The organism is Pseudoalteromonas sp. GB43 (genome assembly GCF_054923805.1).
The window spans coordinates 475,156-488,569 of the sequence record NZ_JBPCHJ010000001.1 but is presented as its reverse complement, the minus strand read 5'-3'; the positions used below and the strand labels follow the sequence as shown (position 1 = coordinate 488,569).

The 13,414-nt window shown below is 41.8% G+C and carries 14 protein-coding genes and 2 pseudogenes; 8 read left to right on the top strand and 8 right to left on the bottom strand.

Annotated elements, in window-relative coordinates; genetic code table 11:
- The first annotated feature begins 52 nt into the window (after positions 1 to 52).
- Complete coding sequence (locus ACRWSG_RS02250; protein ID WP_138599717.1) at positions 53 to 817, top strand: class II glutamine amidotransferase; 765 nt, start codon at positions 53 to 55, stop codon at positions 815 to 817.
- Positions 818 to 832: 15 nt separating this feature from the next.
- Here ACRWSG_RS02250 and ACRWSG_RS02245 read toward each other — a convergent pair whose 3' ends face one another.
- From ACRWSG_RS02245 to cmoA, 5 genes and pseudogenes are all read right to left on the bottom strand, one after another.
- On the bottom strand, positions 833 to 1,636 hold the full coding sequence (locus ACRWSG_RS02245; RefSeq protein ID WP_462165503.1) for a DUF3108 domain-containing protein: 804 nt from the start codon (positions 1,634 to 1,636) through the stop codon (positions 833 to 835).
- Positions 1,581 to 2,228, bottom strand: coding sequence for a phosphoribosylglycinamide formyltransferase (gene purN, locus ACRWSG_RS02240; protein WP_462165501.1), 648 nt, complete (start codon positions 2,226 to 2,228; stop codon positions 1,581 to 1,583). The genes ACRWSG_RS02245 and purN overlap by 56 nt, the downstream gene beginning before the upstream one ends.
- Positions 2,228 to 3,280: pseudogene (gene purM, locus ACRWSG_RS02235) on the bottom strand (phosphoribosylformylglycinamidine cyclo-ligase). The gene purN and the pseudogene purM overlap by 1 nt, the downstream one beginning before the upstream one ends.
- A 200-nt stretch (positions 3,281 to 3,480) precedes the next feature.
- Positions 3,481 to 4,450 (bottom strand): annotated as a pseudogene (cmoB, locus tag ACRWSG_RS02230) (tRNA 5-methoxyuridine(34)/uridine 5-oxyacetic acid(34) synthase CmoB).
- A 27-nt stretch (positions 4,451 to 4,477) separates the two neighbouring features.
- Complete coding sequence (gene cmoA, locus ACRWSG_RS02225; RefSeq protein WP_063706202.1) at positions 4,478 to 5,203, bottom strand: carboxy-S-adenosyl-L-methionine synthase CmoA; 726 nt, start codon at positions 5,201 to 5,203, stop codon at positions 4,478 to 4,480.
- 118 nt (positions 5,204 to 5,321) lie between these two features.
- Between cmoA and ACRWSG_RS02220 the strand changes: the two genes are divergently transcribed.
- On the top strand, positions 5,322 to 6,002 hold the full coding sequence (locus tag ACRWSG_RS02220) for a DUF3334 family protein (protein WP_054551591.1): 681 nt from the start codon (positions 5,322 to 5,324) through the stop codon (positions 6,000 to 6,002).
- 167 nt (positions 6,003 to 6,169) lie between these two features.
- Here the strand turns inward: ACRWSG_RS02220 and ACRWSG_RS02215 are convergent, their stop codons facing one another.
- The gene (locus ACRWSG_RS02215; RefSeq protein ID WP_462165500.1) at positions 6,170 to 6,454 is read right to left on the bottom strand and encodes a hypothetical protein; all 285 of its coding nucleotides are present in this window, start codon (positions 6,452 to 6,454) and stop codon (positions 6,170 to 6,172) included.
- 253 nt (positions 6,455 to 6,707) lie between these two features.
- Here ACRWSG_RS02215 and ACRWSG_RS02210 point away from each other — a divergent pair, with 253 nt between their 5' ends.
- Positions 6,708 to 7,724 (top strand): DUF5924 family protein, encoded by a 1,017-nt coding sequence (locus ACRWSG_RS02210; RefSeq protein WP_462165499.1) that lies wholly within the window; start codon positions 6,708 to 6,710, stop codon positions 7,722 to 7,724.
- 37 nt (positions 7,725 to 7,761) lie between these two features.
- Here the strand turns inward: ACRWSG_RS02210 and ACRWSG_RS02205 are convergent, their stop codons facing one another.
- The gene (locus tag ACRWSG_RS02205; RefSeq protein ID WP_054551586.1) at positions 7,762 to 8,256 is read right to left on the bottom strand and encodes a M48 metallopeptidase family protein; all 495 of its coding nucleotides are present in this window, start codon (positions 8,254 to 8,256) and stop codon (positions 7,762 to 7,764) included.
- 22 nt (positions 8,257 to 8,278) lie between these two features.
- Positions 8,279 to 9,127, bottom strand: a complete 849-nt coding sequence (locus tag ACRWSG_RS02200) for a DUF72 domain-containing protein (protein ID WP_462165497.1) — start codon at positions 9,125 to 9,127, stop codon at positions 8,279 to 8,281.
- A gap of 227 nt (positions 9,128 to 9,354) precedes the next feature.
- On the opposite strand from ACRWSG_RS02200, the gene aspS reads away from it, so the two are divergent.
- The 5 genes from aspS (at position 9,355) to ACRWSG_RS02175 (ending at position 13,371) form a co-directional block, all read left to right on the top strand.
- Positions 9,355 to 11,124, top strand: coding sequence for an aspartate--tRNA ligase (aspS, locus tag ACRWSG_RS02195; protein ID WP_462165496.1), 1,770 nt, complete (start codon positions 9,355 to 9,357; stop codon positions 11,122 to 11,124).
- Between the two features lie 109 nt (positions 11,125 to 11,233).
- A complete protein-coding gene (locus ACRWSG_RS02190; protein ID WP_138619313.1) occupies positions 11,234 to 11,440 on the top strand; it encodes a hypothetical protein in 207 nt (68 codons plus the stop codon).
- Positions 11,437 to 12,027, top strand: coding sequence for a pentapeptide repeat-containing protein (locus ACRWSG_RS02185; RefSeq protein ID WP_462165494.1), 591 nt, complete (start codon positions 11,437 to 11,439; stop codon positions 12,025 to 12,027). Before ACRWSG_RS02190 ends, ACRWSG_RS02185 begins: the two co-directional genes overlap by 4 nt.
- Positions 12,028 to 12,058: 31 nt before the next feature.
- Positions 12,059 to 12,643: a GNAT family N-acetyltransferase gene (locus ACRWSG_RS02180; protein ID WP_054551582.1), complete on the top strand. Its 585-nt coding sequence runs from the start codon at positions 12,059 to 12,061 to the stop codon at positions 12,641 to 12,643.
- The gene (locus ACRWSG_RS02175; protein ID WP_462165492.1) at positions 12,637 to 13,371 is read left to right on the top strand and encodes an alpha/beta fold hydrolase; all 735 of its coding nucleotides are present in this window, start codon (positions 12,637 to 12,639) and stop codon (positions 13,369 to 13,371) included. The genes ACRWSG_RS02180 and ACRWSG_RS02175 overlap by 7 nt, the downstream gene beginning before the upstream one ends.
- Positions 13,372 to 13,414: the final 43 nt, after the last annotated feature.

Genomic DNA, 13,414 nt, shown 5'->3' with positions numbered 1-13,414 from the left:
GGGATCAGCCCATCATGCCTTCCTTCGATTAGTTTTATAGGTTAAGAGTTCTATGTGTGAGTTGCTTGGCATGTCGGCCAATGTACCAACGGATATTTGTTTCAGTTTTTCAGGATTATTAGAACGCGGTGGTAATACTGGCCCGCATAAAGATGGCTGGGGCATCACTTTTTACGAAGGCAAAGGCTGTCGTACATTTAAAGATCCTGAGCCAAGTTGCCAATCAGAAATTGCCAAACTAGTTAAAGCCTATCCAATAAAAAGTATTTCGGTGATAAGCCATATTCGCCAAGGTAATCGTGGCCGAGTGTGTCTTGAAAATACCCACCCATTTACTCGCGAGTTATGGGGACGCGAAATTACGTATGCTCACAACGGGCAACTATCGAATTATCATGATTTAAAACCAGATTACTATCGACCTGTGGGGAATACAGACAGTGAACTGGCGTTTTGCTGGCTGCTCGATAAAATTCGCGAAAAATACCCTAAACGCCCATCAAATATGGCTTCTGTATTTCGTTATGCTGCCAAGCTTGCCCACACACTGCGTGAAAAAGGCGTATTTAATATGCTGCTTACCGATGGTGTTTATGTTCTAGCTTATTGCACAAATAATCTACATTGGATCACACGCCGTGCGCCGTTTGGTAAAGCGACATTAATTGATGCAGACATGGTGGTTGATTTTCAAAAAGAAACCACACCGAACGATGTGGTTACTGTGATTGCAACAAGGCCACTCACTAATGATGAACGCTGGCAGAAAATGGAGCCAGGTGAGTTTGCACTGTTTAAAATGGGCGAAAAAATCTAAATAAAAGATGAAGCGCTACTCAGGCGCTTCATTACTCACTTCATTTGTTACGGCCACTGGCGTGGTCACGGTGAATGAATTAAGCTGCACTTCAAATTGCTCTACGCCTTTTTCACCTTTCCACATACGAACTAGCATATAGTCCATTTCTGGGGCAAACCAAGCAAGCGCTTGACGCTTATCGTTATCGTATAATCGTTTTACTTTAATCGCTTCTACATTACCAATAGGTAGCGAAATCATTTCTGTGCCGACAACTTCAAAGTCATAATTACGAAGGTTGCCTTTTTTATCAATCAGTGGATACGATAATTGCGTTTTACCTTGTTTTAGCTCTTCGCGTACTTGCACTTGATAAGACAGTGAATCTTGAAAATCATCTGACCAATCAATTTTAAGAGGGTATTTACTTTGGCTGCTTTGAACTTGCTTTTGCGTAGAATCAAATTTTAAGCTGTACTCTTTATCAGGTCCGGTGCCCGAACGCTCCATAGTGTAACTTAGCGGAGAAATTTTCTGATCATGATAAGTAAACATGGATGTTTCTTTTCGTGAGTCTGAAAAAATCATCCATTCGATTTCACTGTGATAAGTGATCACGTAGTTACCGTCTGCGGCTTTTTTCAGCTCGCGTACTGCTTTACCATGGGTTTCGCCTTTACGAAGTACATCGTATTTGGCTTCGTATTGAGTGAGGTCGCCAGCTAATACACTGGTAGGAAGTAATAAAGTGCCCACACAAGCGAGTAGGGCACTTAGATTTTTATTCTGGGTAGTGCGCGCCGTGTGCAGGAAGTTTCTTTTCGTCAAAAACTGCATAATCTGCTTCCATCTTGAGTCGTTGTTCACTGAACCACTTGACCACCAACGGATAGATTATATGTTCTTGCTGATGAACACGTTGTGCGAGTGTCTCTGCGGTATCGTTTTCGAGTACCGGCACTTTGGCTTGAAGAACAACGGGACCGCCGTCTAGCTCTTCTGTGACAAAGTGAACACTAACACCATGAACCTCATCTTTTGCATCTATCGCTCGCTGGTGGGTATTCAGCCCTTGGTACTTAGGCAACAAAGAAGGGTGAATGTTCAACATTTTTCCCTTAAACTTTTGCACTAAGCTAGGTGTAAGAATACGCATAAAACCAGCTAATACAACTAGATTTGGTTCAAAATTGTCAATAATGTCCATTAACTCAGCATCATAGGCCTCGCGCGAGTCAAAATCTTTATGGCTTAGTACACATGTTTGTATACCTGCATTTTTTGCTCGCTCAAGGCCATAGGCGTCGGCTTTATTACTAATTACAGCGGCGATTTCGGCCTTTATCTCACCACGCGCACTCGCGTCAATGATGGCTTGAAGGTTTGAACCGCTACCAGAAATTAATACAACAAGACGACAAGGGGTCATTAGTCACGACCACCTAAAATTTCTACTTGCTCTTCGCCTGCTTTCGCATCTTGGATCTCACCGATATGCCATGCATTTTCGCCAAGATCTTTAAGGATTGTTAAGCTTTGCTCAAGTTTGTCAGCTGGAACAACTAAAACCATGCCTACACCACAGTTGAATGTACGGTACATTTCGTGTGTTGTGATGTTGCCGTTTTCTTGTAACCAGTTGAAAACAACATGTCATTCCCAGCTATCACCTTTGATTACTGCTTTTGCAGATTCAGGAAGTACGCGCGGGATGTTTTCCCAGAAACCACCACCCGTGATGTGAGATAACGCATGTACGTCAACCTGCTTGAATAGCTCAAGTAGTTGTTTAACGTAGATACGAGTTGGCTCTAAAAGGTGATCGCCAAGTGTTTTGCCTTCAAGCTCAGCGCTCGTGTCTGCGCCAGATACTTCAAGAACTTTACGAATTAATGAGAAGCCGTTTGAGTGAGGACCACTTGATGCAAGTGCGATTAATTGGTCGCCTGCAGCAACTTTAGTACCGTCGATAATTTTTGATTTTTCTACAACACCAGTACAGAAACCAGCCATGTCGTAGTCTTCGCCGTCGTACATACCTGGCATTTCAGCAGTTTCACCACCGATTAAAGCGCAGCCAGAAAGCTCACAGCCTTTACCAATACCTGTTACAACATCAGCCGCAGTATCTACGTCTAATTTACCCGTTGCATAGTAATCAAGGAAAAATAGTGGCTCTGCACCTTGTACAATAAGGTCGTTTACACACATAGCAACAAGGTCGATACCCACTGTGTCGTGCTTTTTAAGATCGATTGCTAAACGTAGTTTTGTACCAACACCGTCTGTGCCAGCAACCAGTACAGGCTCTTTATAGCCAGTTGGTAGTTCGCAAAGTGCGCCAAAACCACCGATACCGCCCATTACTTCAGGACGTCTGGTTTTTTTAACTACGCCTTTAATACGCTCAACAAGTGCATTACCGGCATCGATATCTACGCCCGCGTCTTTATAGCTAAGAGACTGTTTTTGTTCGCTCACAGGTTTTCCTCAAAAAAGTTGCATGTGGGTTGCTTAGAAACGCGCGTATTTTACAACAATTGCACTGGCGCGGCTAGTTGAAAAATCACTTTAACCGACTTGACAAGGACAGTTGTCCGGTTTTTTGTTTTCAAGTTCCAAGGCAAAAGTATCAGGCAAATGAACTTTTAACCTTGAAACTCGAAACTTCTCACTATTTGTTAAGCTTTCGCGGTTAAAATAGCGCGAAGAGGGGCAGGGTAACCTTCAATGGTTTTGCTGGTGTCATTAGGGTCTAAAAAGTCGACTAATGATTCGTTTTCCATCCACTGGGTTTTGCGTTGTTCTTCAAGCGTTGTGATTGCACAGTCTTTTACTTGTACATCTTTAAAGCCAACGCGTTCCATCCATAGTTTTAATGCCGCGGTGCTTGGGATAAACCATACATTACGCATTTTTGCATAGCGGTCAGTTGGCACTAAAACTGTGTGCTCATCACCTTCAACAACCAGTGTTTCAAGGACTAACTCACCACCAGGGCGAAGCTGTGCTTTTAATTGCGCTAAAAAGTCGATAGGCGAACGACGATGATATAAAACACCCATCGAAAAAACTGTATCGAATGCTTTTAGCTCTGGCAGAGCTTCAACACCCAATGGCAATAAATGCACGTTTTCATCTTGGTGATAATGCTTTATCGCTTGGAATTGGCATAAAAACAAATCGGATGGATCGATACCCACCACAAAATTTGCGCCTTCACCGCGCATGCGCCACAAGTGATAACCCGAGCCACAGCCAATATCAAGCACAGTGCGACCTTTTTAACGGTTCGATATGAGGTAGTAAACGATCCCATTTCCAATCACTGCGCCACTCAGTATCAATCTCGATACCGTGTAAGCTAAAGGGTCCTTTACGCCATGGCATCATGCGCTTTAATAAATGCGTTAACTGTTTTTGCTGACCTTCAGATAGCTCATCACCGGTGCCAATTTGTACTTTATCCTGAAGATTTACATGGTTTGTGCTTACCTCAGGTAAGTTTTTCAGCACTTTTTGCCATTTCGGTAAATCGCCGTGGCTGGCTTCGAGTTCCCAGTGTTTTAATTGACCAGGCAAAGTTTCGAGCCAGTGGCTAAGCGGGCTTTGTGCAATCGCAGCGTAAAATTGGTTAAACCATTGAGACATGAAATACTCTTTATATCGTTGTGATGATTACTTGATTGCAATCATCGAGCAGAAGTTAAAACATTGATACCACACTTGCGTTTGGCTAAAACCAATTTCACTTAATCGGTTTAAGTGGGTAGATAAATGATCTGGGCGCATGACATTTTCGATAGCGGTGCGCTTTTGGCTGATCTCAAGCTCCGAATAGCCGTTGTGACGTTTAAAATCATGGTGTAAATCAATGAGCAAATTATCGCATTGCTCATTTTCACCTCTAATTTTTTCGCTAAGTAGCAAAACGCCGCCAGGTTTTAAATTTGCGTAAATCTTTTCAAGCACCGCTTGGCGCTTTTCAGGTGGAATAAACTGTAGTGTAAAATTCATCGCAACCACAGAGGCATTTTCGATGGCTAAATCGTTGATATCACCTAGTGTAACAGTCACCGGCACGTCAGAGCGAAAACCTTGTAAATGTAATTTACAGCGCTCAACCATCGCTTCTGAGTTATCGACGGCAATAATATTACAGTTATCGGTGCGAATATTACGGCGCATACTTAACGTTACAGCGCCAAGTGAACAGCCTAAGTCGTATAGGTTTGAATTACTTTGCGCATACTCGCCAGCCAGTTTACCTATGGTGCTAACAATGGTTGCGTAACCTGGCACTGAGCGCTGGATCATATCAGGGAAAACTTCTACTACATGTTGGTCAAAGCTAAAGTCTTTAACCGCTTGCTCAGTGGCATAAATACTGTCTTTTTGCGTCACGTGAACAGTCTCTTTGAAAAATAATACCGCTATTTTAGCATTTTTAACTGGATAGTCAGTGATAAATTCAGTAGCTTGGCTAGAATTATCAATAACAAGTACAAAAAAGAGAAGTTTAATGACAAAAAGCAAAGTGATCAGTACAGAAGATATCTTATCAACTCTGTGTCATTCAGTGACTGGAGTTCTGTCTTCAGCAAGCGGTAACAGTATTAGTTATTCTGCCATGGTTCAAAAAATTACCCGCACCTGTATGCGCCCAGATATTGGCTGTTTTGTATTGTTCGATGGTGGCTTTACCGGTCTTGTGGTAACAAACTTCACAGCGCAAGCTGCCATGGAAATTTACCATGACTACATGCGTAACATGGGAATGCCAGAAGAAGAAATTGCACAAAGCCATTTATCAGATGATGTGGCAAACGTACTTGGCGAACTGATGAACCAAATCGTTGGTGACTTTACGTCAAAAGTACGCGACCAGCTGCATACTTCTATCACGCAAAACCAACCTAAGATGATGGCAATTAATAAACAGGTGCAAATCTCTGTTGATACCACTATGGATAGACCACAAGCACGCCGTGTGACCTTCACCACAGCGAAGCAAAATATCTTCTATCTAGAATTAGCCATGGATAAAACTGAATTTATCAAACTACATGACTTTGATATTTCAGAAGCGGTTGACCCGGATGACATCATCGAAAACGAAGCTAAACAAAAAGCTGAAAAGCAAAAAGCATCATCACAAGCAGACGATGCAGATGATGATTTTATGGCAGAACTTGGTTTGTAACCCAAAGACTTGAGCTGTCAGCTATCAGTTTTCAGCCGTCAGAGAAAATAGAGGCGCGGGTCAGACCGCGCTTTTTTGTGCTTTAGAGCAATTGATAACATCTTTGTCAGGGATCCCAATTAACTTAATAGTCTCATCGTCTATTTTTTTGATTTTCGATTTAACTGTCACTGAATACCTCGAGTGAAGCTTTTCACAGACTCTGGTGAAAAGATATTTAGATCGTCTTTTATTAAATTTGTTTTATGGGTTTTAGAATTAAAGCTGATCATGATATCACCCTCGAAATCCATTTTTTCTGAGGATTCAACAGAGATAACAGAGACCAAATCAGGGTTTTGCTTAAAATAAAATTTAAAAAAGCTTTTTGAATATGAGTTTAAATCTTTAATTGAAGTCGTTACGTGGCTATCAACTTCTAGTATTGCATCGTCTGGTAATACAGACTTCATTTTGCAAAACCATTCACCATTTAGAAAACTATAATCTTCAAATGCGTTTGCAGTTGTACACTTAGAAATTAATAAAAGTATTATCAATACTCTATATAACATTCCATTTTTTCCTTTTAGAAAATACTCTATGCTTGTTCACTTCATCTAAATACCTTACAGCTTAAAGCTTTGAACTTAAAGCTCGTTTTAAAGCCTACATTCATCCAATTTATGCTTTACTCATAAAGCCTTAAATGGATTTGATGATTGCATGAATTACTTAAAAAACTTTATAACTAAATTTGTTTTCATGATGCAGAAGCGGCCGGGGTTGATGGCGGTGTTGGCTTTTTGTAGTGGTGTAGCAAGCTATGTCTTTGTTGAACGAAAAGAATCGTTTTCGCAGCTTATCTCTATTTTGTTATTAGTCACTTGGTTGTGGTTGTTAATAGATAACTGGCTAAGAGATAAGGTAGAGGAGCGTTTTGGTGTGGCGGTGTCGCCTAATGTGATGCGCTTTGCGCTGCAAGTTGTGCAGCAAGAAAGTTTGTTTTTTGCTTTACCATTTTTCTTAGCGGTGACTACTTGGGACCATGGTCAGGCCGCGTTTACCGCTTTAATTATACTTTGTGCGTTCGTTTCTGTTGTTGATCCTCTCTATTATAAAAAGCTTGCAAGGCACAGTGTCTGGTTTAGTGTGTTTCATAGCTTTTCTTTGTTTGTCGTGCTGTCGGTTACCTTGCCTATTTTATTAAAGTTAACGACCAGCCAAAGTTTTGAAATTGCACTAATAACAGCTGTTATTTTAACGGTCCCCAGTCTTGGCAATTTGATGCCCAATGCTAAATGGTGGCGTTTTCCGTTGTTGGTGTTATTGCTTTGTTCATTAGGTACCGGGCTTTGGCAATTACGTAGTTTTGTGCCACCTGCAGCACTGCGTTTAACCGATATGAGTATGTCATATCAGCTAGATGCACAAGCTCGTAAACCGCTTTCGCCAATAACAGAACTCACTGAGCAGAGCTTACATGAAAACGGTCTATATAGTTTTAGTGCGGTAAAAGCACCGCGAGGTTTAAATGAGAAAATCTTCCACGTTTGGGTGCATAATCGAAAAGAAGTTGACCGTATAGCCTTGGATATTTCTGGTGGTCGTAAAGAGGGCTATCGAGCGTGGAGCCATAAAACGAATTTCCCTGCTAATGCTGCAGGGAAATGGGTCGTCAAAGTGGTTACCGAGTCTGGGCAGCTGATAGGGCAAAGAAGGTTTGAGGTTTCAGAAGTTTAGCTGTCAGCTTTCAGCCGTCAGTTTTTAGCTGATAGTTTTAATACGGATTTTTCCCTTCACCTACCAACACACTGAATATTCTTAAATCTAGTTCTAGTTGATGATATTGCGGCTCCATGTGGCAGCAAAGTTGATAGAAGGCTTTGTTGTGGTCTTTTTCTTTAAAGTGAGCCAGCTCATGTACGACGAGTGCTTTGAGAAGTGGTTCAGGTGCGCGAAGCAGGTCGCTATTAATGGCAAGATCGTGTTTTCGGGTTTTACCTTGCATACGAAAAGTATGGGTGCCTAAGGCATTTGTGACCATATCGCCTTGTTTTTTGAATGCGGCACGACCAAAAGGCAGGGCATTTTTAAGGTAGCGCTTTTTTAGTTCAGTGGCGTAATTGTATAAAGCTTTATCGCTGGTAATGCTATGCGCATCAGGGTATTTGCCTTTAAGGTATTTTGCGGCCCTGTCGCCATTAAATAGCTGTAACACTTGCTCAATGATTTGAGGCGGGTAACCTTGAAAATAACGGCTGTAATCTTTCATGTTTTCTCTGATAAATCGGGCGCTAAAATAAACTGCTTTGGCTTGCTTCGCGTTCACCTATAAAAGGTGCAAGCACGGGGTGATTGTAACCTAAATCTTGGCAAAACTGTCTTGCTAAAAGTGGTGACTGGCGATTATCTGCGGTATGAAAAAACAAATAGGGTGATTTTCCTTCATCAAGCCACTGTTTTACTTTTTTCAGCCATGGCTGGTAATACGACTTGTATTCATGTTCAAGACTGGCAATCACAAAGCGCAGCATAGGCTGATTTCCTGTTGCAATGGCATGCACAGGTAAATAAGGCTTTTTCTTTTGCGCATCAATGAGTGCATCGGTATCGGCGGGAACAGCAAATAAAGCGCGGGTATCCATGCTGATGCGATCTATATTATTTTCAATTAACAGCTGATTTAAACGAATTTCAGCATCATCTTTATTAAAAAAGCCGGGGTGACGTACTTCTACACCGTAACTAAGTTGTTTGGGGAGTTGTGCAATAAAATTTGCAAGCAGGGGTAGGACATCTGGTCCAAAGGCGCGGGGTAGCTGCAACATAATTTGCCCCGTTTTAGCAAAAATTGGCTCAAATAAGTTTAGCCACGCATTAAGCTCACTAGTTATATTCGTCAGCTGTAATTCGTGGCTAAAACGCCGATGAAACTTAAAAGTAAATTTAAAGTCTTCGGGTACCGCATCATGCCAGCGCAATAATGACTCATGACTTGGATCAGCATAAAAACTGGTGTTGCCCTCGACTGAATTAAAAGATTGCGCATACTCACTGAGCATGTCGGCGCTTTTACAGTGACTAGAGAGTAAATTTCCTTTCCATGCGGTGCTAGACCACTGCGGACAACCTAAATACAGCATTAAACCAACCAATAAATTTAAACTTTAGCTAGTGTATCAAAAGAAATGTTTGCTCAGAAGTCGGGGTGTATATTTAGCCCCCGACAGGCACTGCTGGCACTCGCATTTTGCGATGGTTTGGGTATAATGCTCTGCCTTAAATGATTACTTTGTATAGTGGCTTTTGCTCTCAAAATAGCGAACTCTTAAGAGCAGGCGGCTATAAGTCTTTAACTGACAGGAATACTATGCGCTCTATATATTGCGGACAGCTAAATAAATCTCACGTAGATCAAGAAGTTGAACTATGTGGTTGGATCAACAAACGCCGTGACCTTGGTGGTCTTATCTTCGTCGATTTACGTGACAGAGAAGGTTTAGTACAAGTTGTTTTTGATCCTGAAGTAGAAGGATTAATGGATACTGCGAATAAACTACGTCAAGAGTTTTGTGTGCAGTTAAAAGGTGTTGTTCGCGCACGCCCTGATAGCCAAGTAAATAAAGACATGGCAACAGGTGAAGTTGAAATTTTAGGCACAAGCTTAACTATCATCAACCGTTCTGAGCCATTACCACTTGATTTTAATCAGCAAAACTCTGAAGAGCGCCGCTTAAAATACCGTTACTTAGATTTACGTCGTCTTGAAATGAGCGACCGTATCAAACTTCGTGCAAAAGCGAGCAGCTTTGTGCGTCGTTTCTTAGATGACAACGGTTTCCTAGATATCGAAACACCAGTACTAACAAAAGCAACACCAGAAGGTGCCCGTGACTACTTAGTACCTAGCCGTGTTCATAAAGGTAGCTTCTACGCTTTACCTCAGTCACCACAGTTATTTAAACAATTATTAATGATGTCGGGCTTTGACCGTTACTATCAAATTGTTAAATGTTTCCGTGACGAAGACTTACGTGCTGACCGTCAGCCAGAATTCACACAAATCGATTTAGAGACGTCATTCATGAGCTCTGATGAAGTGCGTGCAATGACTGAGAAAATGATCCGCGAAATGTGGCAATCATTACTAGACGTTGACTTAGGCGACTTCCCAGTAATGCCATACAGCGAAGCAATGCGTTTATATGGTTCTGATAAACCAGACCTACGTAACCCAATGCAACTTGTAGACGTTGCTGATTTAGTAAAAGACGTTGAGTTTAAAGTATTCTCTGGTCCTGCTAATGACGAAAAAGGCCGTGTTGCTGTATTAACTGTACCAGGCGGTGCTGAGCTTTCTCGTAAACAAATCGACGATTACACTAAATTCATCGGTATCTATGGCGCGAAAGGCCTAGCATGGATGAAAGTGAACGACCGTGCAGCGGGCGTTGAAGGTGTACAGTCACCAATCGCTAAGTTCTTAAACGAAGAGGTGATCAACCAGTTACTTGAGCGTACTAACGCACAATCTGGCGACATCATTTTATTTGGTGCTGATAAGCGTAACGTTGTAAACGAAGCGATGGGCGCGCTACGTCTTAAGATTGGTGTTGATTTAGGTATTACTAATCTTGATAGCTGGAAACCATTATGGGTAGTTGACTTCCCAATGTTCGAAGAAGACGACGAAGGTACATTGCATGCGGTTCACCACCCATTCACTGCACCGAAAGGTATTTCTCCTGAAGAGCTTGAAGCAAACCCAGCTGGTGCACTATCAGATGCATACGACATGGTATTAAACGGCTACGAAGTTGGTGGTGGTTCGGTACGTATTCACAATGCAGAAATGCAAGAAACAGCATTTAGAATTTTAGGTATCGAAGCGCAAGAGCAGCAAGACAAGTTTGGCTTCTTACTTGATGCACTTAAATACGGTACGCCACCGCATGCAGGTCTTGCGTTTGGTCTTGACCGTTTAGTTATGCTGTTATGCGGTACTGATAACATTCGTGACGTTATTGCTTTCCCTAAAACAACGCAAGCATCATGTTTATTAACAGATGCACCAAGCAAAGCAAATGCCGATGCATTAACTGAGCTTGCACTTGATGTTGTAGCGAAAGACGCTGAATAATTCATAATAACCTGAATTATAAGGCTTAATGAATAATAACCCTAAGTTGTATGCCTTAGGGTTTTTTTGTGCTTAAATGAATATTTGGTATGTTCTTCAAGGAAAGAGTATGAATATCAGTGCAACTTTTTTAGGTTATTTTGTACTTGTTCTGTTCCCACTGTTTGCCGCTATCAGCTATTTCTTAGGTAAGCGTAAAACCTCAACACCAATCGTGGTGGCCGTTATTGGTGGGTTACTAGGGCTAATTCCATTGTTTGGTCTTATTTTTATTGCTGTACTTGCGCTTAAACAAGATATTGAGACCACCGCGTGATTGTAAGCCACTCCCTTTATTTTGAACACACCTTTGAAGCAAACCTTGCAGGGCAAACATTTTCGCATTGCGAATTTGAGCAATGTGAATTTATCGACTGTGACTTTAGCAATAGTCAGTTTGAAAACTGCCGGTTTATAGAGTGTGAGTTTAAAAATTGTAATTTAGCTACGCTTGGGCTTAGATACACCTCGCTTGAAGAAGTAAGCTTTAAACAGTGTAAATTAACCAGTGTTCGTTTTACTGATGTTGATTGGCCGCTACTCGCCAGCCGTGCTCCAGTGAGTTTTGTTGGCTGTGAACTGAGCCACAGCAGCTTTTTTGAACTTAGTTTAAAAGCTTTAAAAATGCGTAGCTGTTTTGCCAAAGATGTTGATTTTAGACATGCAGATTTAACATCTGCTGATTTTACTGATACGGACTTTCGTGACAGTTTGTTTCAACAAACCAACCTCAGTAAAGCTAATTTTATTGGTGCCAGTCATTTCGCCATTGATATAACAGCTAACAATATCAGTAAGGCCAAATTTGAACGTTATGCCGCTTTGGATTTATTAGCAGGGCTCGATATAGAGCTGGTGGATTAAATATTATTACTAATTAAGGTTAAGGAAAGTTATGGATTTAAGCCCCATCACCTTAGAAGGTCAATTTGTTAAATTAGTGCCGTTAACGCTTGAGCACCGTGATGCTTTAGTAAACGCCGCTTCAGATGGAAAGCTTTGGGAGCTTTGGTTTACCTCAGTGCCCAATGAAGAACGTGTTGACGATTATTTAAATATGGCGTTTGAACAACAGTCACTTGGTCGCGCAATACCATTTGCTGTCATCGATAAACACACCGATGAGGTGATAGGCTCAACTCGCTTTTGTAATATCGACAGTAAAAACCGCCGTTTAGAAATTGGCTATACCTGGTATGCCAAGCGTTTTCAGCGTACTGGGGTTAATACTGATTGTAAAAAACTGCTACTGAGTTATGCATTTGAAATACTTAATGTGATTGCTGTTGAGTTTCGTACCCATTGGCATAATCAGGCTTCGCGCAATGCCATTGCTCGCTTAGGGGCGAAACAAGATGGGGTGCTTCGCAATCACCAAATAATGGCTGATGGATGCGTACGCGACACCGTGGTGTTTTCAATTATTGATGGTGAGTGGCCGATGGTTAAACGTAGTTTAGAATTCAAATTAGCATGTTAAATATTAAAAAGCCGGCGCTATTGCTCGCTTTAACGCTTTGCGGGCAAACAGCCTTTGCAAATCAAACAGAGACACTGTTTGATACTGAGCGGGCACGCCATATTCCGGTGACCATTACAGCAGCCGATAGCAAATGCACGATAAAAAAGAAATGCCCCGTGGCGTTTATTGGGGCAGGCTATGGTATGGCGCATACAGACTATCAATTTGCCCAGCAGGCCTTTCATCAGCATGGTTATTTAACGGTTGAAGTGGCTCATGAGTTAAAAGGCGATCCGAGTTTAAACCCTGAGCCACCCTACATGACCACACGCATGGAAAACTGGCACCGCGGTGTACAAACCCTTGAGTTTTTAGCCGTAGAACTTGCAAAGCGATACCCTGCGTATGACTTTAATCAGCCCACTTTATTTGGGCACTCAAATGGCGGTGATATTGCAGCGTTATATGCCGCTATTTATCCTGCTAAGGTAGCTAAGCTGATCACCCTTGATCATCGCCGTATGCTGACCCCAAGAAACAAAAATATTGCTGTACTGACACTACGCGGTAGCGATTTTCCAGCAGATGACAACGTATTGCTAACGCAGCAAGAACTTGCTATGTACCCAGTGACGCAAATTAAGCTTAAAGATTCGTGCCATAACGATATGTATGATGGTGGCCCAAAAGCGCTTGTAGAACGAATGAGTAAAGAGCTCAACGCATTTTTACTTGCTAATAAATAGCAAATGATTTGTTGCTTGATCTGTATCAAAGTTAAGGAGCTAA